This is a genomic window from Nocardia sp. PE-7 (genome assembly GCF_030486425.1).
In the GTDB taxonomy this organism is placed as follows: Bacteria; Actinomycetota; Actinomycetes; order Mycobacteriales; family Mycobacteriaceae; genus Nocardia; species Nocardia salmonicida_A.
The window spans coordinates 1,633,232-1,658,922 of the sequence record NZ_CP129614.1 but is presented as its reverse complement, the minus strand read 5'-3'; the positions used below and the strand labels follow the sequence as shown (position 1 = coordinate 1,658,922).

Here is a 25,691-nt window from a genome sequence, read left to right as displayed (position 1 = left end):
TCCATTACTGTCGTAGCATGTCGAGCCCGAACGACCGATCCGATGAGGTGTGGCCGGGCACCGCGTATCCGCTCGGCGCCACCTATGACGGCGGGGGCACGAACTTCTCGGTGTTCTCCGAGGTCGCCACGAAGGTCGAGCTCTGCCTGATCGCCAAGGACGGCTCCGAGACGCGCGTCGATCTCGACGAAGTCGACGGTTATGTCTGGCACGCCTATCTCCCTTCCGTCATGCCGGGTCAGCGGTACGGCTTCCGCATCCACGGCCCGTACGAGCCGGAGCTCGGATTGCGCTGCGATCCCAGCAAACTGCTGCTCGACCCGTACGGGAAGGCGTTCGACGGCGAGTTCGTCAACGACCCCTCCCTCTACACCTACGGACTGGATTCGCTGGGCCACACGATGACCGGGGTGGTGATCAACCCGTTCTTCGATTGGGGTCCCGACCGGCCGCCGAACCGGCCCTACCACGAGACGGTGATCTACGAAGCGCACGTCAAGGGCCTGACGATGACGCACCCGGATATCCCGGAGGATCTGCGCGGCACCTATGCGGGCCTGGCGCATCCGGCGATCATCGGGCATCTGAAGTCGTTGGGCGTCACCGCGATCGAGCTCATGCCGGTGCACCAGTTCTTCCACGATCACGTGCTCACCGATCAGGGACTGCGGAACTACTGGGGCTACAACAGCATCGGGTATCTCGCACCGCACAACCAGTATTCGGCCCGGCCGCGCGGCGACGGTGCGGTCGCCGAGTTCAAGGCGATGGTGCGTGCGATGCACGCCGAGGGCATCGAGGTGATTCTCGACGTCGTCTACAACCACACCGGCGAGGGCAATCACAACGGCCCGACACTGAGCCTGCGCGGGATCGACAATGCCGCCTACTACCGGCTCGACGACACCACTCCCGAGCACTACAAGGACTACACCGGCACCGGCAACAGCCTCAATGTCCGCCACCCGCACACGCTGCAGCTGATCATGGACTCGCTGCGGTACTGGATTCTGGACATGCACGTCGACGGTTTCCGCTTCGACCTCGCCGCGACGCTGGCGCGCGAATTGCACGATGTCGACCGGCTTTCCGCGTTCTTCGACCTGGTGCACCAGGATCCGGTGGTGAGTCAGGTCAAGCTCATCGCCGAACCGTGGGACGTCGGCGAGGGCGGCTATCAGGTCGGCAACTTCCCCAGTCTGTGGACCGAGTGGAACGGCAAATACCGCGACACGGTGCGTGATTACTGGCGTGGGGAGCCCGCGACGTTGGGCGAGTTCGCCTCCCGGCTCACCGGGTCGTCGGATCTGTACGAGTCGACGGGCCGCCGGCCGGGCGCCAGCATCAACTTCGTCACCGCGCACGACGGCTTCACGCTGCGAGACCTGGTGTCCTACAACGAGAAACACAACGATGCCAACGGCGAGGGCAATCGCGACGGCGAAAGCCACAATCGATCGTGGAACTGTGGCGTCGAAGGCGAGACCGACGATCCGCGGATCCTGGCGTTGCGTGCTCGTCAGCAACGCAATCTGCTGGCCACACTGATCCTGAGTCAGGGCACGCCGATGCTCGCCCACGGTGACGAGATCGGACGCACGCAGCTCGGCAACAACAATGTGTACTGCCAGGATGCGCCGCTGGCGTGGATGGACTGGTCGCTGGCGCAGACCAATGCCGACCTGCTCGAGTTCACCCGCACGGTGATCGCCCTGCGCACCGAGCATCCGATCTTTCGGCGGCGCCGTTTCCTGGCCGCCGGTCCGAGTGACGACCAGGGACACCGGCGGGAGATCGCCTGGTTCACGCCCGCGGGCAGCGAGATGACCGACGACGACTGGGACAGCGGTTTCGGGAAGTCGCTGGCGGTGCTGCTCGACGGCGACGGCATCGCCGAACCGGGTCCGCGGGGTGAGCGCATCACCGACGACTCGTTCCTGCTGTGCTTCAATGCGCACGACGAAGCGATCGATTTCGTACTGCCAGGCCCGGACTTCGGTGCGCAATGGTCGCTCGCCCTGGATTGTTCGACCCCTACCGGCGCGGCCGACGCGGTGCACGCCGCGGCGGCGACGCTGCCGGTTGCCAGCCGCTGCCTGCTCGTATTGCGCCGAACCGCCTAGCCGCCGAGCGAGATCATGACCGAGACCTATGTGACCGACCCGCTGACCATGCTGCATCGCGCGCCCGTGCGGGCGGGCACGGTGCGCAGCACCTACCGGTTGCAGCTGCGCCCCGACGCGCTCACGTTCGCCGATGCCCGCGCGATCGCCGAATACCTCCAGCAGCTGGGCATCTCGCACCTGTACCTGTCGCCGATCCTGACCGCGGCGCACGGGTCGACGCACGGTTACGACGTCACCGATCCGACCACCGTCTCGGCCGCTCTCGGCGGGCCGACGGGACTCAAGGTCCTCTCCGACGAAGTACGCAGTCGCGGCATGGGATTGATCGTCGACATGGTGCCCAACCATGTGGGCGTCGGCGATCCGCGACAGAATCCGTGGTGGTGGGATGTGCTGCGCAACGGGCAGAAGTCGAAGTACGCCAAGTATTTCGACATCGACTGGAGCTCGGGCAACGGCGCGGGCGGGCGGCTGGCGCTGCCGGTCCTGCAGAACGAGAACGACCCGGCCGCGCTGACCGTGGACCGGTCGGGGGCCGAGCCGATGCTGGCACTGCACGATCTGCGGTTCCCGATCGCGGCGGGCACCGACGGCGACAACGCGCTGCGCATCCACGACCGCCAGCACTACCGGCTGGTGAGCTGGAAGGCGGGGGTGTGTACCTATCGGCGGTTCTTCGCGGTGAGCAGTCTGGCGGCGATCCGGCAGGAAGACCCGGAGGTGTTCGAGGCGACGCATCGCGAGCTGGCAGCGTGGTGCGAACACGATCTGATCGACGGCGTCCGGGTCGACCATCCGGACGGATTGTCGTATCCGAGTGCCTATCTGACCCGGTTGCGCAGGCTGATCGGACCGCAGCGGTTGCTGCTGGTCGAGAAGATCCTCGCTAATCGCGAACCCCTCGACGCGACGCTGCCGATCGACGGAACCACCGGCTATGACGCGCTGGCCGATCTCGGTGGGGTGCTCATCGATCCCGCGGGTGAGACGACGCTGACCGAACTGTCCCAGCACGTCGCGGGACACGGTAGCGATCGGTCGTGGTTCGGCGAGACCGAGCATCGGATCAAACGGGCCGTCGCCGAGACCATTCTGGCGCCCGAGATCCGGCGGTTGGTGGCCGCGATCAAGCGCGACGGCAACGCGGGCAGTTTCGACACCCTGGCGGTGAGCAACGCGACCATCGAGGTACTGGCCTTCATGCCGGTGTACCGGGTGGACTACGCGCCGCTGGCCGGGATGACGGCCGCGGTCGTGGCGGAGGTGGAGAAGCGCAATGCCGAACTGACGGTGCCGCTGTCGGTGCTGGTGACCGCACTGTCGGTGGGTGGCGAAGCGGCGAGGAGGTTCTCGCAGGTGTGTGGGGCGATCACCGCCAAGTCGGTCGAGGACACCATGTTCTATCAGGGCGCGCGGCTGGTCTCGTTGCAGGAGGTGGGCGGCAATCCGGCGCGATTCGGCCACACCGTCAACGACTTCCACCTGTCCAACAGTGAACGCGCGCAACGCTGGCCCGCGACCATGACGACGATCTCGACCCACGACACCAAACGTGGCGAGGATGTGCGCGCCCGGATCGGGGTGCTGTCGCAGGTGGCCGATGTCTGGTCGCAGCGGGTTCGCGGCTGGCTCGAGACCACCCCCGCGCCCGACGGCGCCACGGCGCTGTTCCTGTTGCAGAACATGTTCGGGGTGTGGCCTGCCGACGGACGGCCCGCCTCCTCGGTGCCGGGGCTGCGCGATCGGCTGCACATGTTCGCGGAGAAGTCGATTCGCGAGGCCGGGACCAAGACGTCGTGGGAGGAGCCCGACGCGGAGTTCGAATCGGCCGTACACGGTTGGCTCGACGCGGTGATCGACGGGCCGGTCGGTACCGGCATCGGCGACCTGGCGCACGAGCTCGCACCGCACGCGTGGTCGGACGCGGTGGCGCAGAAGCTCCTGCAGCTGGGCGCGCCGGGGATTCCCGATATCTACCAGGGCACCGAATTGTGGGAGGACTCCCTCGTCGACCCCGACAATCGGCGGCCGGTCAACTTCGCCACCCGCGTGGGAATGCTCCAATCACTCACCGACACACCGACTCTGGACACCACCGGGGCGGCGAAGATGTGGGTGGTGGCCTATGCGCTGTGGTTGCGCAGAGAGCGGCCGGAGTGCTTCGTCGGTGGGATGTACCGGCCGCTGTATGCCATCGGTGAGCACGCGCATCGGTTCATCGCCTACGGGCGAGGGCCCGCGGGCGAGGCGCCGGAGGTGATCGTGGCAGCGACCCGGCATTCGGTGGGGCTGACCACGACGGGTTGGCTCGACACCACGTTGCCGCTGCCGCAGGGCAATTGGACCGATCGACTCACCGGGAACACCTTCGCGGGGAGCGCGCGGGTGGACAAACTGTTCGCCCGCCTGCCTGTCGCGTTGCTGGTGCGCTGAAGCGCGAGGCGACACGCATCACGTACAGGCGAAGGACCGACGCGTGTGCGTCGGTCCTTCGGGTCCGGCTCAGTGGCCGCGGCGGAGGCCGAGGTACTGCAGGGCGGCGAAGCCACCGACGGTCACCGACTGCAGCACCGCCCACACCGCGCCCACCGTGGTGAGACCGAGCGCGCCGGTCGCCAGCGCGGCAAGGCCGGCCACGACCCAGGCGGTGTTGCCGATCGCCACCGCCGACGCCGCGGCCCGGTTGACGGGCGACGAGCGGCCGACGAACGCGACGGCGAGGCCGTAGGCGGTGAGGAACGCGCCGATCGCGAGGCCGACGTCGGCATCGAGTCCGAGTAGCCGTTCCAGCGGTCGCGCCAGCGCCAGGTAGGCGATGCCGTTGACGGTGGTGACGACCGCGTCGAGGCGCAGCGACACCCGCAGCAGGTTCTCACCGGAGGCGAACAGTGCGGACAGGCGGGACGGGGCGGTGGTGGTCATGGCGAATCTCCTTGGCTGAGAATGGGTTACGTGGTGGCGGGGACCTGGTCGAGGAAGCCGTAGACGCTGTCGATACGGCCGTCGGCGAGGACGGCGACGTCGAAACCGATCACGACAGCGGGAGCGTCGACGGGGCCGAGACCCCAGGTGAAGCGGACCTGGTCGTGATGAGCGTCGACGGGGCCGGCCAGGGTGAAGGTCCAGTCGGGGAACTGCGACTGCACTCCCGCGATGGCGGCTTCGAGTTCGGCGTGACCGGTGACCGCGACCAACGGGTCGACGTAGCGGGCGTCCGGGGTGAACAGCCGGGCGACCGCGGAGCGGCGGGCGGCGGGCTCTCGGGTGTTCCAGGCTTCCAGGTACTGTGCGACGACGGTGTTCATCTCGACCTCCGAAATAGGCGTTGAGCTGGTATTTCGCGGGTTGTTCCTGCGATGACACCAACGTTATGGCGCGAGGGGGGTCGGTCGAATCAGTCGCCTATAGGTACTTTTCCCGTCGCGCCTACTGGCGATACCGGTACGGCGATACGGTGGAGCCCATGCTGCACGGACGCGACACCGAACAGGCCATGATCGATGACCTGCTCGACGGGGCGCGCGCGGGCCGGAGCGGGGCCATGGTGCTGCGCGGCGAAGCCGGGATCGGGAAGACCGCGCTGCTGGATTACGCAGCGGCGCAAGGTATCCCGACGGTGCGCAGTGCGGGCATCGAGTCCGAGGCCGAATTGCCCTTCGCGGCTCTACATCTGCTGGTCCGCCCCGGCATGGAGCTGGTGGGGCAACTGCCGCCGCGGCAGCGCGAGGCACTCGAGGCGGCTTTCGGATTGGGCGAGGGCGCCCCCGCCGATCGGATGCTGATCGGGCTGGCGGTGCTGACCCTGCTCGCCGAGGAGGCGGCGCAGGGGCCGCTGCTGTGTGTGATCGACGATGCGCACTGGCTGGACCGGGCCACCGCGGAGGCGCTGCTGTTCGCGGCCCGCAGACTCGATGCCGAGGGGGTGGTGATGCTGTTCGCGACACGCTCGGGACCGCAGGACTTTCCCGCTCCCGGACTGACGGAACTCGTACTGGCGGGGTTGCGTCCCGATGCCGCGGCGGCACTGCTCGACGCCGGTACCACTGCGTTGAGTCCGGCCATGCGGTATCGGCTGCTCACCGAGTCGGGCGGTAATCCGCTCGCGCTGCTGGAACTTCCGGCGGTGGTCGGTGAGACCACGGTCGACGAGGGCAATCCGCTGCCGCTGACCCAGCGGTTGCAACTGGCCTTCCACGGGCGGGTCACCCGCCTGCCCGCGGCGACCAGAACCGTGCTCCTGATCGCCGCGGCGGCAGGCGCGGCGGACCTCGCCCCGGTGCTGCGTGCCGCGTCCACACTCGGCGCGTCACTACCGGATCTGCAACCCGCGCAGGACGCGGGCATGGTGGCCACCGACGGTCGGGTGCTCAGCTGGCGCCATCCACTGTTGCGCTCGGCGGTGTACCAGGGCTCGGCGCTCACCGACCGCCTCGCCGCCCATCGCGCCCTCGCCGACGCACTGGTCGACGACGACGCCGCCGACCTGCGCGCATGGCACCTCGCCTGCGCGGCAACAGGTCCCGACGAAAACACCGCGACCACGCTGGAGCGAACCGCCGATCGTGCCCGGCGTCGTCACGGCTTCCACGGCGCGGTGGCCGCCTACGATCGCGCGGCGGCGTTGAGTACCGACGCCGGTGCGCGGGTGCGCAGGCTCGTCCTCGCCGCCGAGACCGCGACCGAGGCCGGTCTCACCGACCGAGCGGAGCGACTGGCCGAGCGAGCCGAATCGCTGTCCCACCGGGCCGAATTCGATACCGGCGGGGTCGGACGTGTCGACCGAGCGGAGACGGACCCGACGGGCCGGTCGCCCGCCGCCGGTTCCGATGCGTCCACGTTCGCGCTGCGGCTGGACCTGGTGCGCGCGCAGGCCGATTTCGCCGGTGGCAAACCGGGTTCCGCGCATCGACGGCTGATGTCGGCGGCCGTCGCGGCGCGCGAAACCGATCCCCGTGGCGCTGCCCGGATTCTGACCAAGGCCGTACACACCGCGTGGTACCTCGGACCCGATGAGCTCGACGAAGTCGCCGCCGTCCTGGCGACGCTGCGGCTGGTGGAGGACGATCCCGCGACGCCGATCGTGCGATATCTGACCGGATCGGTGACCGGCCACCGGGTCGCCGACCTGCGCGACGCGGCGGCCGCCGCTCGGGTCGGCGGAGCGGACAGTCCAGCCGACCTCGTGCAGCTGTGTGGCAGCGGCTTGGTCGTCGGCCAGGACACACAGGTCGAAGAGCTCGCCGGTGAGTTGGTCAGGGAATGCCGGGAGCAGGGGCGGATCGGTTTGCTGGCACCGCTGTTGTTCTTCCGGTCCGAGGGGTTGTCGTTCGGCGGGCGGCCACGGGAGAGCCGGATCGCGGCCGAGGAAGGATTGCGAATCGCCCAGGACATCGGGCAGACGCAATGGGTCAGTCAGATCCACGCGTTCCTGGCGTATCTGGCTGCCCTACAAGGTGATTCGACAGCCTGTCGCGACCACGCCGATCGTGCGGTGGCCGAGGAATTCGGTGGGGCGAGCGCGGTGGGCGCGTCGTGGGCGCACGCGGCCGTGGCGCTGCTGGCGCTCGGCGAAGGCAGGCTGGAACAGGCGCGGACCGAGCTCGCGCATATGACGATCGAGCCGGCTCGCCACCACGTCATCGGGCTGCGCACGCTCCCGGATCAGATCGAAGTGGCGGTTCGCCTCGGCGCGACGGACCGGGCGACCGAAGCACTGGATCGACTCACCCACTGGGCACAGCGTGCCGGACAGGCGTGGATCGCGGCGCTGGCGGCCCGCGGACGCGCGCTGCTGGCCGACGGATCCGACGCCGAGCAGCACTTCGTGGCCGCGCTCGCCGCGAACCGCCCGTTCGACGAAGCCCGCACCCGGCTGCTCTACGGCGAGTGGCTGCGCCGCGACAAACGCAAGGTCGACGCGCGGACTCAGCTGGAACTGGCCATGGACCTGTTCGATCGGCTCGACGCGACGCCGTGGAGCGAACGCGCCCGCACCGAATTGGGCGCGCTCGGCGTCGGCACGGGCACCAGAGCGAGCGGCGGCCCGCTGAGCTCGCTCACCCCGCAGGAATCCCAGATCGTGCGCCTGGCGGCGCAGGGCTTGTCGAACCGGGAGATCGCCGCGCGGTTGTTCCTGAGCCACCGTACGGTCGGCCATCACCTGTACAAGGCGTATCCGAAGCTGGGTGTGCTGTCGCGCGGTGAGCTGAGCGCGCTCGACCTGACGGAATGAATCGCGTCAGGGCTGGACGGGTCGAATCAATCGCGCGAGGCGGTGCGGGTCGCGCCCACGGTCCAGCGGACGGCGGCGACCGCTGCCGCGGCGAGCACCGCGACCTGCGGCGACCCGACGACCAGCAGCAACAGCGCACCGACCACGAGCGCGGCGACCAGCGCCTCAAGCTTGTAGACCGGCCAAGCGCTACCCGCGATGTCGACGGTCGCGGATGCTGCCGATGAGGTGAGCACTGCCATGCAAACCAGGATAGGCGCACATCGAAGTTCGGGCCACCGAACTTATCCGCTTCACTCTGTCGGGAACATCACACAGCGATGATTCGTTGTGCAGGTCATGCCACTGACAGGAGAGTACGCACCGAGCACTTCGGACTGGGCACGCGAACAGGCCGAGACCTACGAGAACTCCGGCGGTGCCGAGGGCACTTCGCTGCAAGGCAAACCCGTCATCCTGCTCACCACCAAGGGCGCCAAGTCCGGCAAGCTGCGCAAGACGCCGCTGATGCGGGTCGAGCACGACGGCGAGTACGCCGTCGTCGCCTCGCTGGGCGGGGCGCCGAAGAACCCCGTCTGGTACTACAACATCAAGGCCGATCCACACGTCGAACTGCGCGACGGCACCACCACCAAGGACTACACCGCGCGCGAGGTCTTCGACGACGAGCGAGCGCAGTGGTGGGAGCGCGCGGTCGCCGTGTGGCCCGACTACGACGAGTACACCAAGAAGACCGATCGCGTGATCCCGGTCTTCGTCCTCACCCCGCGCTGAACCGCAGGTCGGAACCACCCGCCGTGTCGAGCACGGCGGGTGGTTCCGCCGACGGAGCGTGCGAGGAGCCTCGGTAGCATGGTCGGGGTGTCCCACATCGCTGACGTCGCCGAAGTGCCCGTAACCCGTCCGCCGCTCACCGCGGACGAGATCGACGCCGCCGCGAAGCGAATTTCCGGGATCATCGAGCCGACGCCGCTGCAGTACAGCGCGCGACTATCGGCAAGCACCGGTGCACAGGTGTATCTCAAGCGCGAAGACCTGACCGCGGTCCGCTCCTACAAGCTGCGCGGCGCCTACAACCTGATGGTGCAACTCACCGCCGCCGAGCGCGCGGCCGGTGTGGTGGCCGCCAGCGCCGGCAATCACGCGCAGGGTGTGGCCTTCGCCTGTCGAACGATGGGCGTGCGCGGGCGCATCTACGTGCCGACCACCACCCCCAAGCAGAAGCGTGACCGCATCCGCGTGCACGGCGGCGAGTTCGTCGAACTGATCGCCGTCGGCGAGACCTACGACGCCGCGGCCGCGGCCGCCGCCGACGATGTGGCCCGCACCGGCGCCACCATGGTTCCGCCGTTCGACGACTCACGCACCGCCGCGGGCCAGGGCACCATCGCCGCGGAATTCCTCGAGCAGCTCGGCACCGCGCCCGATCTGGTGGTCGTGCCGGTCGGCGGCGGCGGCTGCCTCGCCGGCATCGGCACCTACCTGCGCGAACGCGCACCGCACACCGGCCTGCTCGGCGTGGAACCCGCGGGCGCGGCCTCGCTCACCGCCGCACTGGTCGCCGGTGCTCCGGTGACGCTGCCCGAGATCGACCCGTTCGTCGACGGCGCCGCCGTGCGCCGCATCGGCGAACTGCCCTACCGGGCGGCCGCCTCGTTCGGCGGGCGGATGGTCTCGCACGCCTCGCTGCCCCTGCTCACGACGCCCGAAGACCACACCGGCACAGCACCTTTCCGGGTGATGCTGGTCGACGAGGGGGCCATCTGCACCGCGATGCTCGACCTCTACCAGAGCGAAGGCATCATCGCCGAACCCGCGGGCGCGCTGGCCACCGCGGCACTGGCCGAGATCGACATCGAGCCCGGCAGCACGGTCGTGGTACTGGTCTCGGGCGGCAACAACGATGTCTCGCGCTACGGCGAGATCATCGAACGCTCACTGGTGCACCGCGGTCTCAAGCACTACTTCCTGGTGGACTTCCCGCAGGAGCCCGGCGCGCTGCGCCGCTTCCTCGACGATGTCCTCGGCCCCGACGACGACATCACGATGTTCGAGTACGTCAAGCGCAACAACCGGGACACCGGGGCGGCGCTGGTCGGAATCGAACTCGGCGCCACCGACAACCTGGCCTCGCTGATGCACCGCATCGAGGAGTCCCCGATCCAGGCCGAACGCCTGGAACCGGGTTCCCCGGCCTACCGCTACCTCACCTAGGGTGCCCGCGCGGCGGTTATGCCGCCGCGCGGTCCTCGCGATGTCCGGCCTCGCGGCCCGCCGCGCGCACGCCCGACAGCACCAGCGGCAGCAGCCAGCCCATGGCGACCTGGTCGTAGGGCAGCAGGATCTGGTCGAGCCGGTTGTGGACGTAGGCCACCGAGAGCCCCGACTGCGGGTCGACCCAGCCGAAGGAACCACCGAGGCCGATGTGGCCGAACCCGTTGCGCGCACCGGGCGCGGGCATCGAGTGGTAGCCCAGGTGCCACATCATCGGCAGGTAGAACAAGGCGTGATCGAGCCGGTAGGTCTGGACCTTGCGGATCGCGGCGTGGGTGCTCGGCTGCAGGAAAGGCGAGCCGTCGACGGTGACGCCGTCGGCCAGCGCGGCGTACATCTTCGCGAGGCCGGTAGCGGTGGCGACCCCGTTGCCCGCGGGCATCTCGGTGCTCAGGATCGGCGGGTGGTCGCCGTCGAGAATGCCGTCGAGGCCGGGCACGAACAGGCAGCGGGCGGCCGCGCCGAGCGGGCCGGGTAGCCGGAAGCCGACCTTGCCGAGGAACGCGGCGGCGAGCGGATGCGCGGCGAAGCTCAGGTGCGCGCCCGCCAGCCGGGCGTACTCGGTCGAGGAGCCGGCGCCCGGATGGCCGAGGTGGATTCCGTCGATGCCGAGCGGGTCGGTGACCTCGGTGCGGATCAGCTCGCTCATGCTCTTGCCGGTGACGCCCCTGGCCAGGCCCGCGAGCAGCCAACCGTAGGTCAGGGCGTGATAGGTGGGCACGCCGAGCATCCGGTCGGGAGCGGCCATCGCCAGCCGGTCCTCCATCAGCTCGTGATCGAGGGATTCTTGGGCGCTGTTGGCGACCGCCGACAGCGACGAGAGTCCGGCGCGGTGGGTGAGCACGTCGGCGACGGTGATCGAACCCTTGCCGTGCGCGGCGAAACGCGGCCAGTATTCGGCGATCGGCGCCTGATAGTCGATGAGTCCACGGTCGGCGAGCCGGTGGATGACGGTGGCGGTGACGCCCTTGGTCGCGGAGAACACGATGGAGCCGGTGTTCGCGGTCCACGCGGTGTCACCGGCACTGCCGATCCAGAAATGGGCGAGTGGTTCACCGTGCCGATATACCGCGAGGGCGCCACCCGCGCCGCGGCGGTGGCCGATCAAGCCGGCGAAAGCCCGCACCAGCGGGCCGAACCCGGCAGGGGCGAAGCCCCCCACACCGGCCGGGAGGGCAGCGCTATCCTGCCCGTAAGCGTCGTTGCTCATCATCCAACTATACGGCGTTAGGCCTATTCGGCAATGGCGCGTTTCGGACTGTGGCCGACCCGTGCCCTGTCGTCATCACTCGGTGACCACCGTGCTCGCGTGGTCGCCTTCTTCGAGCACGGCGAAACTGTGACCCGAAATGAGTGTTCCCGCACCACTTTCGGTGGCAGGCGACCAGGCGAGCAGCACACGACCGTGCACCGGGATGACCACTTCGTCCTCGGCGAGGTTGCACACCACCGAGATTCGACCACGACGCAGGATGAACCAACGCTGTGCTTCGTCATAGTCGGCCCACACTCGTTGCAGCCATGGGTCGGTGAACTCCGGCCTCGACTTGCGCAGCGCGAGCAGGCCGCGATAGCAGGCGAGCAACCGCGCGTGCGGTTCGCGACCGACCTCGGTCCAGTCGAGCTTGGAGCGGGTGAATGTGGCCGGGTCCTGCGGGTCCGGCACCTCCTCGCTGGCCCACCCGTGCTGGGCGAATTCGGCGCGGCGCCCCGTGGCGGTGGCCGCGGCGACGACGGGGTCGGTGTGGGAGGTGAAGAACTGGAACGGGGTGCGCGCGCCCCACTCCTCCCCCATGAACAGCATCGGGGTGCTCGCCGAAAGCAGCACCAGCGCCGCCTTCACCGCGAGTTGGCCGGGGGTGAGGTAGTCGCTGGGGCGGTCGCCGAGCGCGCGATTGCCGATTTGATCGTGGTTGCAGGTGTAGCCGAGCAGGGCGCTGCCGGGGACGAGGTCGCGCGGGATGGGCGCCCCGTGGGTGCGACCGCGGAAGCTGGAATAGGTAGCGGCGTGGAAGAACCCGTGGGTGAGGGTGTGCATGAGACAGGCCAGTGAGCCGAAATCGGCGTAGTAGCCCTGTCTTTCGCCGGAGACAGCGGTGTGGACGGCGTGGTGCAGGTCGTCGTTCCACTGGCCGGTCAGTCCGTAGCCGCCCGCCGCGCGCGGGGTGATCAGGCGGGGGTCGTTGAGGTCGCTCTCGGCGATCAGGCTGAGCGGTCGGCCCAGATGCGCTGCAAGCGCGGTCGTTTCGACGGTGAGCTCGTCGAGCAGGTGGGTGGCGGTGCGGTCGACCAGCGCGTGGACGGCGTCGATGCGCAGCGCGTCGATATGGAACTCGCGCAGCCAGCGCAGGGCGTTGTCGATGATGTAGGCGCGGACGCCGTCCGAGCCGGGACCATCGAGGTTGAGGCTCTGCCCCCAGGTGTTGCGGCCGGAGGCGAGGTAGGGGCCGAAGCGCGGCAGATAGTTGCCGCAGGGGCCGAGGTGGTTGTAGACCACGTCGAGGCAGACGGCCAGGCCACGAGCATGGCAGGCGTCGACGAAGCGTTGCAGGCCGTCGGGACCGCCGTAGCTCTCCTGCACCGCGTACCAGAGGACGCCGTCGTAGCCCCAGTTGTGGGTGCCGTCGAAGGCGTTGACCGGCATGAGCTCGACGGTGGTGACGCCGAGGGTGACGAGGTGGTCGAGATGGGCGATCGCCGCGTCGAAGGTGCCGTCGGGGGTGAAGGTGCCGATGTGGAGTTCGTAGAACACCGAGCCGGCCAGGGGTCTGCCGGTCCAGTTCCGGTCGGTCCAGGCCGTCGGGTCGAGGTCGTGGACCGCGGAGGTTTCGTGCACCCCGTCGGGTTGACGGGCCGAGCGCGGGTCGGGCAGCACCGTCGGATCGTCATCGACCAGGAACCCGTATCGGGCACCCTGACCTGCGTCGACGCGCACCGACCAGTTGCCGCCGCCGTTTCGGCGCATCGGGTGCTCCACCCCGTCCAGTTGCAGCCGCACCGCTCCCGCCTCCGGCGCCCACACCCGAAACTGCCTCATCGGCCCAGCATCGCATGCCCCGCGCCGGTGTGCTCGATCAACGAATCACCGCGGGTACGCGGCGACCCCGACCGGTCCGGCGCCGACGCACAGCGACTGCCGCTCGTCGAGGGACCTGATGCGCAGGGTGTCGCCGCCCCCGAGCAACCGGACGTACACGGTGTTCAGGCCCGCGCGCACGTCGGCGATCGTTTCGGTCTCGCCTTCGAAGGACAGGGCGATCCGGCCGTCACGGTCGGCGTTGTAGTTCAACTGGGCGGTCCAGTCGCGGATCTGCATGGGTCCGTCGAGTGGGAGGTTGGCGCCCGCGGTGCCGCGCACGCGGTGGCCGCAGCGGGGTTCGGGGCCCTCGACGATGGCGCGGTTCCACCAGACCTGGGCGTCGACGATGTCGCCTTCGTCGGTGATCATGCGCAGGCGTGGGGTCGACAGGGCGAAGGTGGTGGGTGTCGCGATCGGGGCGAAGACGCGGTCGGTCATGTTCTCGGGGAAAGCCAACGGGTTCAAGACATTCCACGGAACCTCCTGCGGCAGCAGCGGCGCGTCGGCGGCTCCGGGAAGAGCAGCGCGCACTCCGGTGACATAGGTGCGAGCCGGGCTCGGTTCCCACGATCTGGTGAAGGTGATCGTCGAGTACACGCTGCTCGCGAGGAACAGCATGATCGCCACGACACCAAGTACTTGCCGCGCTCGACCGTCACTGCTCTCGATCGAAGCCGACCCGCCGACGATGCGACGACGGGCGCTCGACAGAACCCATTGTCGTGCAGGCTTGTTCGGTCCGGGCGCTGCACTCGACCGTGACCGACCGGGCGCCGCGGCGATCAGCGCGAGCGCGACAGTGGCGATGACGGCGAAGTCGGCGAAGTAGCGCAGGGACTGGAGCAGCAGGCCCGCGGTACTCGGGCCGTCGCGCAGGAGGACGACGGGCGCGATGGTCAGGACCGCGTACGCGACGATGCAGGCCCAGACCGCGACCACTCGGCGACGGGTGCGAATCGTCCACGCCGCGAACAGGATCAGCAGCAACCAGCTCAGCGCGACCAGCAGGCCAGGCGGATCGGCCCACGGCGTGGCGGGTTGCCAGCGTTCCCAGCGCCACGGACCGCCGAGCAGGGCGGGCACCAGCCCGTCCGACAGCGCCCGGCTCCACAGGGATCCAGGGTGTTCGGGAGCCGAGAGTCCGCGCGGGCGTTGGATCACGAGCAGGAAGCCCGCCGACCACACCAGCAAGACCGCACCGGCCGCCGTCCACAGTGCGGCGCTACGGCGGGCGGCGTCGCGCACCGACCCTCCCGAAACGTGAGCCGCGAGCACGGTCACCGCGAAAGCCACCGGTAGCACGACCACCGATTTCTCGAAGAACAGCAACGCCACCGCGAACACCACCGCCCCCGACACCGCGTACCGGCGCCGCCCGGTCCGCACCAGCCGCACAGCGTCCGCGCTCACCCAGGCCAGCGCGATCTGCAACGGCAGCGCGTTCACCGCCGCCGCCCACCAGGCGAACGCGGGCACCGTCAACGGCACGAACAGGGCGAACGCCAACGGTCCCAGCATCCGTGCCCGAACTCCGAGCAGCACGACGACCAGGCGCAACACCGCCAACGACGCGAGCAACTGCAACGCCACCACCACGAGGACCGCCGCCGTCCACTGCAGCGGCGCCACTTCGGTGACCAGCCAGGTCAGCACGAAGGCCAGCGGCATCACGTGCCCGTCGTGACTGGTGAACAGCAATTCCGTCGAGAACACCGGCTGGCTGCTCACCCGTCCGATCAGCAGGAAATCGTCCCAGTAGAAGAACCCGGAACCGGCCACCCACCCGCGCAGTAGCAACTGCGCCACGATCAGACAGGCCGCGGCGATGAGCACCGCCCGCCCCGACAACGCGAGCCGCCCCGGCCGAGACGACATCTCGGCGGGCGATGGCGAGTCGAGCAGCGGCACTGACGTCACGTCTCACGACGCTAGCTCGTAGTTCGCGGGGCGGCCATCACGACCCACCACAGGCATGCCACCGATGGCCTGTGCCCGCACACAGCCTAGTTTTGTACCGACCTGTTCAAAACATGCTACGGTCGTCGCCATGGCCAGACCCAAGGAATTCGACGAGGACCGTGCGGTGGATGCCGCGATGCGTGCGTTCTGGTCCGCGGGTTACGAGGCGACCTCCACCCAGGACCTGTGCGCCGCAACAGGTTTGGGTCGCAGCAGCATCTACAACACCTTCGCCAGCAAACGCGACCTGTTCGATCGCGCACTGCGGCACTACATCACCATGAAGAACACACCCCTGTTCGACCTCCTCGACAGCGACGCACCGGCCAGGGAGCGGATCAGCGCCGCCCTGCACCGGGCCGCCGACGCACCCGACACCGAACCGACGGGCTGCCTCGTCGTCAACTCGATCGTCGAACTCGCACCCCACGACGCCGACATCAGTGCCACGCTGCGCGCCGATCAGGAGCGCCGCCTCGACGCGCTCATCGCGACCATCGTCAGCGGCCAGCGTGCGGGCGAGTTCGCCGACGATCGCGATCCCCGCGCCATCGCCGAGTTCCTGACCGCCACGATCAGCGGCATCCGGGTCGCGGCGCGAGGCGGTGCGGACCACGCCACCCTCACCTCGATCGCCGACACCGCGATGCGCTGCCTCTGAGCTCACCGAACCCGAGCCGTCTTTCGCTATGCCCTCATTTTGGACTGATTGATTCAAAACTGTTCGACGTCAGAAAGGGTTTGTCATGCCGACCGCTGTCTACATCCTCGGCCTGTCCATCTTCGCGCAGGGGACCTCCGAGCTGATGCTCGCCGGTCTCCTCCCCGAAATGGCCGCCGACCTGGATGTCTCCATTCCCAGTGCCGGACTGTTCATCTCGGCCTTCGCGCTGGGCATGCTGGTCGGCGCGCCGCTGCTGGCCGTGGTGACGCTGCGCTGGCCGCGCCGCGACGCACTGCTCGCCTTCCTCGCGATCTTCGTCGCCGCCCATGTCGTCGGCGCGCTGAGCGAGAACTACTGGGTGATCTTCGGGACCAGGGTGGTGAGTGCCTTCGTCTACGCCGGGTTCTGGGCGCTGGCGGCGGCGACCGCGATGAGCCTGGTGGCACCGCGATTGCGTGGACGGGCGATGAGCATCGTCGCGGGCGGACTCACCATCGCCACGATCGTCGGCGTGCCCGCGGGCACCGTGATCGGCCAGCACTGGGGCTGGCGCGCGGCCTTCTGGGCCGTCGCCGGACTGTCCGCGCTGACCATGATCGGAGTGTTCGCGAAGATTCCCGGCGGTCGGCCGAGCACGGTCGCGGCGCTGCGCGGCGAATTGCGGGTGATGGCGAACCCGCGACTGTGGGTGTCCTACGGCGCCACCGCGCTGTCGACGGGTTCGGCGTTCGTCACCTTCGCCTATCTCGGTGCGTTGCTGGCCGACACCACCGGGATCGCGGCGGCGTGGATCCCGGCGGTGCTGGGTCTGTACGGGGTCGGCGGATTGATCGGCATCACGATCGGTGGGCGCTTCGCCGACGCGCACCCGTTCCGCACGCTGTACGTGGGAGCCACCGGGATGACAGTGGCCGCGGCCGCGATCGCCGTCACCGCGCACTCCCCCGCGGCGATGATCGTGCTCGTCGCGCTGCTCGGCGCTTTCGGATTCGCCACGAACCCGGCATTGAACACCCGCGTCTTCACGCTCGCCGACGGCGCGCCGACACTGGCCGCGGCGACCAACTATTCGGCGTTCAACATCGGGATCACGGTCGGCCCGTGGCTCGGTGGACTGGCCATCGGCGCCGGGCTCGGCTTCACCTCGGTGGGTTGGATCGGCGCCGGGCTCGGCCTGGCCATGCTCGCCACCGTGGCACTGTCCCACAGGCTCGAGCGTGAACCCGGTACCGCCACCGCATCTTCCACGACTCGCGTACCCGAGTTCATCCCGCAGTAGACCCTCGACGACGACACGATCCGCAGGGCAGCGGGTCGCGTCGTCGTTGCTCGCTCAGCCCAGGCAGCCTGGTCCGAGCAGTGCTTTCAGATCGCCCATCAAGGCCGAGGACGGGGAGACCCGCCAGGCGTCGTCGAGTTTGAGCATCGTGGTCTTCTCGCGGGCGCCGACGTGGCGGATGAAGACATCCGAGGTGCCCTGGTGGCGGGAGAGGACCTTCTTGAGTTCGCCGAGCTTGTCGGGCGTGCACATGCGAGTGGTCATCACGACCGCCACCGGCTTGGCCACGCCGATGGCCGAGAGATCGGGCACGACAAGGTCGTTGGCGATCAGCGAGATGCGGTCGTCACGCACGGAGACGCGGGCCTTCACCAGCACCACGGCGTCTTCGACCACATCCATGCCGTACACCGAGTACGACTGCGGGAAGAACAGCACCTCCACCCCACCGGTGAGGTCCTCGAGCTGGGCCGAAGCCCAGGCCAGGCCGTTCTTGTTGATGCGGCGGTTCACCGAGGCGAGAATGCCGCCGATGGTCACCTGCGCGCCGTCCTTGACGTCGCCTTCCAGAATCGCCGGAATGGGGGTGTCGACCTGGGCGGCCAGCACGTGCTCGACGCCGTTGAGCGGATGCCCGGACACGTACAGGCCGAGCATCTCTCGTTCGAGGGCGAGCTTGTGCTTGGTCTCCCATTCGTCTTCCGGCACTTTGACGTTGAACACCGACGCCATCGAATCGTCGCCGTCACCGAGGCCGCCGAACAGGTCGAACTGGCCGATCGCCTCGGCCTTCTTGGTCGACATCACCGCGTCGATCGCATCGGAATGGATCAGCAGCAGGCCCTTGCGCGGATGCCCGAGTGAGTCGAAACCGCCTGCCTTGATGAGGGATTCGGTGACCTTCTTGGAGCAGGCGATCGCGTCGATCTTGTTCAGGTAGTCGGAGAAGTCGGTGAACTTCGACTTCTCCTTGCGCGCGTTGATGATCGAGCCGACCACGTTGGTGCCGACGTTGCGGACCGCGCCGAGGCCGAACCGGATATCGGTGCCGACGGAGGCGAAGTTCAGCTCCGATTCGTTGACATCGGGCGGCAGCACCGTGATGCCCATCTTGCGGCAGTCCGAGAGGTAGATGGCGGCCTTGTCCTTGTCGTCACCGACGGAGGTGAGCAGACCTGCCATGTACTCGGCCGGGTAGTTGGCCTTGAGGTAGGCGGTCCAGAAGGAGACGAGGCCGTAGCCGGCGGCGTGCGATTTGTTGAACGCGTACCCGGCGAACGGGAGAATCGTGTCCCACAGCGCTTTGATGGCGGGCTCGGAGAAGTCGTTGGCCAGCATGCCGTCGCGGAAGCCCGCATAGGCCTCTTCCAGCACCGACAGCTTCTTCTTACCCATGGCGCGGCGCAGGATATCGGCTTGGCCGAGCGAGTACCCGGCCACCTTCTGCGCGATCTGCATGATCTGTTCCTGATAGACGATCAGGCCGAAGGTGTCGGCGAGGATCTCTTTCAGCGGCTCTTCGAGCTCGGGGTGGATCGGTTTGACTTCTTGCCGGTTGTTCTTGCGGTCGGCGTAGTCGTTGTGGGCGTTCATGCCCATCGGGCCGGGGCGGTACAGCGCGAGGACGGCGACGATATCGCCGAAGCCGGTGGGCTGCATGCGGCGCAGCAGGTCGCGCATGGCGCTGCCGTCGAGCTGGAACACGCCGAGAGTGTCGCCGCGAGCGAGCAGTTCGTAGGTGGCCGGGTCGTCGAGCGGCAGGTTGTCCATGTCCAGATCGATGCCACGGTTGGCCTTGATGTTCTCCAGGGCATCACCGATCACGGTGAGGTTGCGCAGACCCAGGAAGTCCATCTTCAACAGGCCGATGGCCTCACACGACGGGTAGTCCCAACCGGTGATGATCGCGCCGTCCTGAGCGCGCTTCCACACCGGGATCGCGTCGGTGAGCGGCTCCGAGGACATGATGACCGCGCAGGCGTGCACACCCGCGTTGCGGATCAGGCCTTCCAGGCCTTTCGCGGTCTCGTAGATCTTGGCGATATCAGGGTTGGAGCCGATGAGCTCCCGCACCTCGGCGGCTTCCTTGTACCGCTCGTGGTCGGGATCGGTGATCCCCGAGACCGAGATGTCCTTGGCCATGATCGGCGGCGGCAACGCCTTGGAGATCTGATCGGCGATAGCGAAACCGGGCTGGCCGAACAACACTCGCGCCGAGTCCTTGATCGCGGCCTTGGTCTTGATGGTGCCGAAGGTGATCACCTGCGCCACACGGTCGCTGCCCCACTTCTCAGTGGCGTAGCGGACCATCTCACCGCGGCGACGATCATCGAAGTCGATATCGATATCGGGCATCGACACGCGCTCGGGATTGAGGAATCGCTCGAAGAGCAGACCGTGCGGGATGGGGTCGATATTGGTGATGCCCATCGCGTAGGCGACCAGCGAACCCGCGGCCGAACCACGGCCCGGGCCGACCCGGATGCCGACCTCGAGCGCGTGCTTGATCAAGTCACCGACGACGAGAAAGTAGGCCGGGAAACCCATCTCGCAGATGACTTTGAGTTCGAAGTCGGCACGGTCGAGATATTCGCGGGAAGGACCGTCCGGGAAGCGACGATCGAGACCGTCGAGGACTTCCTTACGCAACCAGCTGGCCTGGTCGTGACCTTCTGGCACCGGGAAGATCGGCATCCGGTCGCGGTGTGCCCAGACATCGTCGTAGGGCTGAACACGCTCGCCGATGAGCTCGGTGTTGTCACAGGCGCCGGGGACTTCGGCATCCCAGATGGCGCGCATCTCCGCGGCCGACTTGAGGTAGTAGCCGTCACCATCGAACTTGAACCGGGTCGGGTCCGACAGCGTCTTACCGGTCTGAATGCACAGCAGCGCTTCGTGGTTGACCGACTGGTCCTTGGTGACGTAATGGCAGTCGTTGGTCGCGATCGGCGGGATACCGAGCTGCTTACTGATATCGATCAGGCCCTCACGGACCCGGCGCTCGATGGACAGACCGTGGTCCATCACCTCGAGAAAGAAGTTCTCGGCGCCGAAGATCTCCTGCCACTTCGCGGCGGCTTCGAGCGCTTCACGCTCGTGACCGAGGCGAAGACGCGTCTGCACCTCACCCGACGGGCAACCCGTCGTCGCGATGATGCCCTCGGCATGCTGGGCGATGATCTCCTCGTCCATGCGCGCCCACTTGCCCAGCTGACCCTCGATCGAGGCCAGACTCGACAACTTGAACAGGTTACGCAGACCGGTCGCGTTCTCGGCGACCATCGTCATGTGCGTGTAGGCGCCCGAGCCGGAGACATCGTCACCCTTCTGACCCGGGTCACCCCACTTCACGCGCTTGGTGTCGAACCGCGAGCCCGGTGCGATGTAGGCCTCGATGCCGATGATCGGCTTGATGCCCGCCTTCTTGGCCGAGTTGTAGAACTCCGAGGCGCCGTACATGTTGCCGTGGTCGGTCATGCCGACCGCGGTCATGCCCAACCGATCCGCCTCCGCGAACAGTGGCGAGATCTTCGCCGCTCCATCGAGCATCGAGTACTCGGTGTGGTTGTGCAGGTGAACGAACGATCCGGACGGAGCCAAGACGGTCCTTCCTCCCATTGAGTCGGCGGGGGTTGGCCCTGGCATTCTATGCACGGGGGTCCGACAGAATTCGCACTCGGCGCGCGCGCCTCGAACGGCACCTCGGCATGGACCGGCGTGTCGTGGTGAACGTCACCGGCATACTCGGTGGGTGCACTCCGATCGGCCCACTCGTTGACCACCGTCATCGTGGTCGTTGTGATCGCCGCCCTGCTGGTCATGGCATTGCTGGTCTGGCGGCGGACCCAGCGCGTCGTCACCACACCCGCCCAGCGCGCCGTCCATCAGGCGCTGCACACCGCGTCGCTGGCCGCGGTGCCGTTGCGGCGCGGATTGACCGAGGAGTCCGCGAGCGAGGCGGCGCCGCACCTGCGTGCTCTCGCCGGGGCGGAGGCGCTGGGCGTGGCCGACGCCGACGCGACGCTGCTCGCTTGGGACGGTCCGCGGACGGGGATGCTCGCGCTGTTCGCCGACGCGGCGCAGCGGGCCGTCGCCGATGAGCGGCCGGTGTTGGTGACCGGTGACGAGCACACGTTGATCGCGCAACCGTTGCTGATCGATACGGGAGCGGCGGTCGGTGTGCTCGCCATGGTGACAACCGGGAACCCGGGGCCGGGCATGCTCGGGGCGGCCGCCGAGGTCGCGCGCTACGCGTGCGGGCAGTTGGAACTCGCCGAGTTGGATGCCTCGAGGGCTCGGGTCGACAGGGCCGAATTACGTGCGCTGCGAGCCCAGATCAGCCCACACTTCATTTATAACGCGCTCAACACCATCGCCTCGTTCGTTCGCACCGACCCCGATCGGGCCCGCGAACTGATCCTCGAATTCGCCGACTTCACCCGCTATTCCTTCCGTGCCGCAGGCGAATTCACCGTGCTGGCCGACGAATTGCGCAATATCGAGCGATACCTGGCCTTGGAACAGGCCCGCTTCGGCGACGCCCTCGATGTGCGCCTGCGCATCGCGCCGGAAGTCCTCGGCGTCGTGCTGCCCTTCCTCGCCTTGCAGCCACTGGTCGAGAACGCGGTCCGACACGGCCTCGCCGGCGGCGGCCGCGGCGGCCAGCTGAGCATCGTCGCCACCGACGCGGGCACCGACTGCCTGATCAGCGTCGAAGACGACGGCATCGGCATGGACCCCGATCTCTTGCGCTCGGGTGCCCTCGACGCCGTCGACACCGAGTCCGGCCCGGCCCGTACCGGTGAGGCCGCACATGTCGGCTTGGCCAACGTCGACGACCGCCTGCGCGCCGCCTTCGGCAACGACTACGGCCTGGTCGTGGAAACCGCGCCCGGCGCCGGGACGAAGGTCAGCATGCGCGTCCCGAAATTCCGCGCCGGAATTCGCGCCTGATTCCCCTCGCGGGGCATTGTTCGACACCGCGCCAACAGGGCCGGTTACGATGGATGGGTTGTGACCTGGAACACCGATGAACCCTCGACCGCTCTGCGGGTGCTCGCCGTCGATGACGAGAAACCGGCGCTGGACGAGCTCGTGTACCTGCTGAGCACCCAGGCGGGAGTCGGTGAGATCTATCGGGCGAGCGAGGCGACCGGGGCGTTGCGATTGTTGCGGGCGCATCCGATCGACGCGGTGTTTCTCGATATCGATATGCCGGGGCTCACCGGAATGGAGTTGGCGGGAATTCTGTCGGAGTTCGCGGAGCCGCCCTCGGTGGTTTTCGTGACCGCCCACGATGACCACGCGGTGGCCGCCTTCGATTTGGGTGCGGTGGATTATCTGCTCAAACCGTTGCGGGGCGCGCGATTGGGCGAGGCGGTGCGCCGGATTCTGGCGGGGCGGGTTTCGGTGCCCGCGACGGTGGTCACGGAGTCAGCCCATCCCAGTGAGGTGATTCCGGTAGAGCTCGGTGGGGTCACCACGCTGGTGAATCGGGCCGATGTGGCATGGGTCGAGGCGGATGGGGACTACGCGCGACTGCATACCGGGAGTGGGTCGCACCTGGTACGGATTCCGTTGTCGGCCTTGGAATCACGATGGGAGGACGCCGGTTTCCTTCGGGTGCACCGGTCGTATCTGGTGGCTTTGCGATTGGTGACCGGATTGCGGAGTGCGGGCAATGCGACGGTGGTGTGTTTGCGGGCCGAGGGGGCGGCCGGGGCGGTGGAGTTGCCGGTGAGTCGACGGCAGGTGCGCGAGCTCAAACAGCGGCTGGTGCACGGACCTCGGCAGAACTGGTCGCAGCGGTGACGGGTCCGCAGCGACCGCCGCGCGAACGGGTGGTGTTGGCACGACGGCGCGGGGCGCGTCAGGTGCGCACCCGCACGGAAGTGGTCGAGCAGACCGATCTGGGCGCGGCGTTGATCGGGGGGTTGATCCGGGCGCAACTGGGCTTGGCCTTGCGCCTGGGACTGGTGGTGGCGGTCGGTTTCGGCGCGCTGCCGGTGCTGTTCCGCGTCGACGCGATCGCCGAGGCCACAGTGGTCGGCATCCGACTGCCCTGGCTGATTCTCGGCGTGCTCGCGTTCCCGACGCTGTACGCGGTGGGGTGGTCGTATGTTCGCCTCGCCCAACGCAACGAAGACGATTTCCTGGAACTGGCCGGGGACTGACGCCGAGCTCATGAGCCCCGACAATCCCGCGCTCACGGTCGCCGCGCTGCTGCTGGCGGCGCTTGCCACCGTCGGCATCGGGTTTTACGGCGTGCGCCTTTCCCGCACGACTTCGGACTTCCTCGTCGCGTCGCGCACGGTGGGTTCACGGTGGAACGCGGCGGCGATTTCCGGTGAATACCTTTCCGCGGCTTCGTTTCTCGGCGTCGCCGGACTGATCGCCAAATACGGCGCCGATGCCCTCTGGTATCCGGTGGGATTCACCGCGGGATATCTGGGCCTGTTGATGTTCGTGGCCGCGCCGCTGCGCCGCTCCGGTGCGTACACCGTGCCGGACTTCGCCGAATTCCGGTTGGGGTCGATTCGGTTGCGGCGCATGGCTGCCGGTCTCGTCGTCTTGGTGTGCGCGGTGTATCTGATCCCGCAATTCCAAGGGGCCGGACTCACGCTGCACATTCTGCTCGGAGTGCCCCCCTGGGTGGGCGCGGTCGCGGTGGGCGCGATCGTGCTGGCGAATGTGATCGGCGGCGGAATGCGGTCGGTGACCCTGGTGCAGGCATTCCAGTACTGGCTGAAATTGACCGCGGTGGCGGTGCCCGCGCTGGTGCTGGGAATGCATTTCCTCGCCGACGAACGACCGGTCGACACCCCTGTGCCGCCGACCGTCGACGAGCGCACCACCGTCGACATCTCCACCGATGTCGTCGTCCACCTCGACGTTTCGCAGCAGGTCATGATCACCGGAACGCTCGACGGTCGCCCCGTCGCAGGTCCGGTCGTGCTGGCGCCGGGCAATCACACGCTGGCCGAGGGGACCGAGTTGATCCTCGCGCCGGGTTCGGCCGTTCCGGTGGTGGCCGGCGCACCGGCCGACGGCGCGAGCTGGGTGGCCGCCGGCGGCGGATTCGGCAGCGAACACCCGCAGTACCAGGTGTTTTCGCTGATCGTGGCGACCTTCCTCGGCACCATGGGCCTGCCACACGTACTCGTGCGCTTCTACACCAACCGCGACGGCCCGTCGGCTCGCCGTACCGCGCTGACGGTGATCGGGCTGGTCGGCGTCTTCTACCTGTTCCCGATCCTGCTCGGCGTCTTCGCTCGCCTCTACGTGCCACAACTGTTGATCACCGGCGCCTCCGACGCGGCGGTCGTACTGCTGCCCGGTGCGGTACTCGGCGGACTCGGTGGACAACTGCTGGCCGCGCTGGCGGCGGCCGGGGCGATCGCGGCGTTCCTGTCCACCTCGTCGGGACTGCTGGTCAGCCTGGCGGGCGTGCTCAGTACCGACGTGCTGCGCGGTCGCATCCGCGACTTCCGGCTCGCCGCGCTGGTCGCGGGCCTCGTCCCGCTGACGCTCGCGGTGACCGTCGCGTCCCTCGATCTGTCGCGCACTGTCGCACTGGCCTTCTCGGTGGCCGCGTCGACCCTGTGTCCCCTGCTGGTCCTCGGTATCTGGTGGCGCGGACTCACCGCGACCGGCGCGGCAGCGGGCATGCTCACCGGCGGCGTCACCGCGGGGGGAGCGACCGTGCTCGCGGTGCTCGGCGGCGTCTCCCCCGATCTGGCGAACGGCTGGCCCGCCGCGATCGTCGACTATCCCGGCGCGGTCAGCGTGCCTCTGGCCTTCGCGGTGACGATCCTGGTGAGCCTGGCCACCACGGGTCAGGATCCCCGGGCGGTCGCTGGGGTCTTCCTGCGCATGCACGCGCCCGAACGGTTCGGCATGAGCGCCGACCGCGACCCCGAGACAGCCGCCCGTCGGTGATCTCGCGACGACCGTTCGTCGCACCACACCGACCGCTCACCGCACGGGCGCCCACCTTCACCGAGTGACCCACACCACACCATCATGCGCCCACGTCCGGGGACCTACCGTCATCTCCACGCACGACCCCCTCCACGCTA

General features: G+C 68.2%; 18 protein-coding genes. 11 read left to right on the top strand and 7 right to left on the bottom strand.

Annotated features, from left to right (window positions below; genetic code table 11):
• Window positions 1-17 precede the first annotated feature (17 nt).
• Both glgX and treY read left to right on the top strand, forming a co-directional pair.
• Window positions 18-2,123: a glycogen debranching protein GlgX gene (glgX, locus tag QX204_RS07745; protein ID WP_301905879.1), complete on the top strand. Its 2,106-nt coding sequence runs from the start codon at window positions 18-20 to the stop codon at window positions 2,121-2,123.
• 48 nt (window positions 2,124-2,171) lie between these two features.
• Entirely contained in the window at window positions 2,172-4,559 is a 2,388-nt protein-coding gene (gene treY / locus QX204_RS07740; protein WP_301907948.1) for a malto-oligosyltrehalose synthase, read from the top strand.
• A 69-nt stretch (window positions 4,560-4,628) separates the two neighbouring features.
• Here the strand turns inward: treY and QX204_RS07735 are convergent, their stop codons facing one another.
• The gene (locus QX204_RS07735; protein ID WP_301905878.1) at window positions 4,629-5,048 is read right to left on the bottom strand and encodes a hypothetical protein; all 420 of its coding nucleotides are present in this window, start codon (window positions 5,046-5,048) and stop codon (window positions 4,629-4,631) included.
• 26 nt (window positions 5,049-5,074) lie between these two features.
• Window positions 5,075-5,431, bottom strand: a complete 357-nt coding sequence (locus QX204_RS07730; RefSeq protein WP_301905876.1) for a nuclear transport factor 2 family protein — start codon at window positions 5,429-5,431, stop codon at window positions 5,075-5,077.
• 158 nt (window positions 5,432-5,589) lie between these two features.
• Between QX204_RS07730 and QX204_RS07725 the strand changes: the two genes are divergently transcribed.
• The gene (locus QX204_RS07725) at window positions 5,590-8,358 is read left to right on the top strand and encodes a LuxR family transcriptional regulator (RefSeq protein WP_301905875.1); all 2,769 of its coding nucleotides are present in this window, start codon (window positions 5,590-5,592) and stop codon (window positions 8,356-8,358) included.
• Window positions 8,359-8,384: 26 nt separating this feature from the next.
• Here QX204_RS07725 and QX204_RS07720 read toward each other — a convergent pair whose 3' ends face one another.
• A complete protein-coding gene (locus tag QX204_RS07720; protein ID WP_301905874.1) occupies window positions 8,385-8,600 on the bottom strand; it encodes a hypothetical protein in 216 nt (71 codons plus the stop codon).
• 97 nt (window positions 8,601-8,697) lie between these two features.
• On the opposite strand from QX204_RS07720, the gene QX204_RS07715 reads away from it, so the two are divergent.
• Window positions 8,698-9,132 (top strand): nitroreductase family deazaflavin-dependent oxidoreductase, encoded by a 435-nt coding sequence (locus QX204_RS07715; protein WP_301905873.1) that lies wholly within the window; start codon window positions 8,698-8,700, stop codon window positions 9,130-9,132.
• A gap of 87 nt (window positions 9,133-9,219) precedes the next feature.
• Window positions 9,220-10,572, top strand: a complete 1,353-nt coding sequence (gene ilvA, locus QX204_RS07710; RefSeq protein WP_301905872.1) for a threonine ammonia-lyase IlvA — start codon at window positions 9,220-9,222, stop codon at window positions 10,570-10,572.
• Between the two features lie 16 nt (window positions 10,573-10,588).
• On the opposite strand, the gene QX204_RS07705 is transcribed toward ilvA, so the two are convergent.
• The 3 genes from QX204_RS07705 to QX204_RS07695 all read right to left on the bottom strand — a co-directional run bounded on the left by QX204_RS07705 (window position 10,589) and on the right by QX204_RS07695 (window position 15,628).
• Window positions 10,589-11,842, bottom strand: a complete 1,254-nt coding sequence (locus QX204_RS07705) for a serine hydrolase domain-containing protein (RefSeq protein WP_301905871.1) — start codon at window positions 11,840-11,842, stop codon at window positions 10,589-10,591.
• Between the two features lie 75 nt (window positions 11,843-11,917).
• A complete protein-coding gene (treZ, locus tag QX204_RS07700; protein WP_301905870.1) occupies window positions 11,918-13,669 on the bottom strand; it encodes a malto-oligosyltrehalose trehalohydrolase in 1,752 nt (583 codons plus the stop codon).
• Between the two features lie 45 nt (window positions 13,670-13,714).
• A complete protein-coding gene (locus QX204_RS07695) occupies window positions 13,715-15,628 on the bottom strand; it encodes a phosphatidylglycerol lysyltransferase domain-containing protein (protein WP_301905869.1) in 1,914 nt (637 codons plus the stop codon).
• A 130-nt stretch (window positions 15,629-15,758) separates the two neighbouring features.
• Between QX204_RS07695 and QX204_RS07690 the strand changes: the two genes are divergently transcribed.
• Both QX204_RS07690 and QX204_RS07685 read left to right on the top strand, forming a co-directional pair.
• Window positions 15,759-16,331: a TetR/AcrR family transcriptional regulator gene (locus tag QX204_RS07690; protein ID WP_301905868.1), complete on the top strand. Its 573-nt coding sequence runs from the start codon at window positions 15,759-15,761 to the stop codon at window positions 16,329-16,331.
• An 85-nt stretch (window positions 16,332-16,416) separates the two neighbouring features.
• Entirely contained in the window at window positions 16,417-17,613 is a 1,197-nt protein-coding gene (locus QX204_RS07685; protein ID WP_301905867.1) for a Cmx/CmrA family chloramphenicol efflux MFS transporter, read from the top strand.
• A 54-nt stretch (window positions 17,614-17,667) separates the two neighbouring features.
• Here the strand turns inward: QX204_RS07685 and dnaE are convergent, their stop codons facing one another.
• A complete protein-coding gene (dnaE, locus tag QX204_RS07680; protein ID WP_301905866.1) occupies window positions 17,668-21,231 on the bottom strand; it encodes a DNA polymerase III subunit alpha in 3,564 nt (1,187 codons plus the stop codon).
• 201 nt (window positions 21,232-21,432) lie between these two features.
• Between dnaE and QX204_RS07675 the strand changes: the two genes are divergently transcribed.
• From QX204_RS07675 to QX204_RS07660, 4 genes are read left to right on the top strand one after another with little or no spacing between them, the layout of a single operon-like run.
• Complete coding sequence (locus tag QX204_RS07675; protein WP_301907947.1) at window positions 21,433-22,566, top strand: sensor histidine kinase; 1,134 nt, start codon at window positions 21,433-21,435, stop codon at window positions 22,564-22,566.
• Between the two features lie 60 nt (window positions 22,567-22,626).
• The gene (locus tag QX204_RS07670; protein ID WP_301905865.1) at window positions 22,627-23,424 is read left to right on the top strand and encodes a LytR/AlgR family response regulator transcription factor; all 798 of its coding nucleotides are present in this window, start codon (window positions 22,627-22,629) and stop codon (window positions 23,422-23,424) included.
• Entirely contained in the window at window positions 23,421-23,786 is a 366-nt protein-coding gene (locus QX204_RS07665; RefSeq protein WP_301905864.1) for a hypothetical protein, read from the top strand. Before QX204_RS07670 ends, QX204_RS07665 begins: the two co-directional genes overlap by 4 nt.
• 10 nt (window positions 23,787-23,796) lie before the next feature.
• Window positions 23,797-25,551 carry a sodium/solute symporter gene (locus tag QX204_RS07660; RefSeq protein ID WP_301905863.1) on the top strand — a complete coding sequence of 585 codons (1,755 nt, stop codon included), beginning with the start codon at window positions 23,797-23,799 and terminating at the stop codon, window positions 25,549-25,551.
• Window positions 25,552-25,691 lie beyond the last annotated feature (140 nt).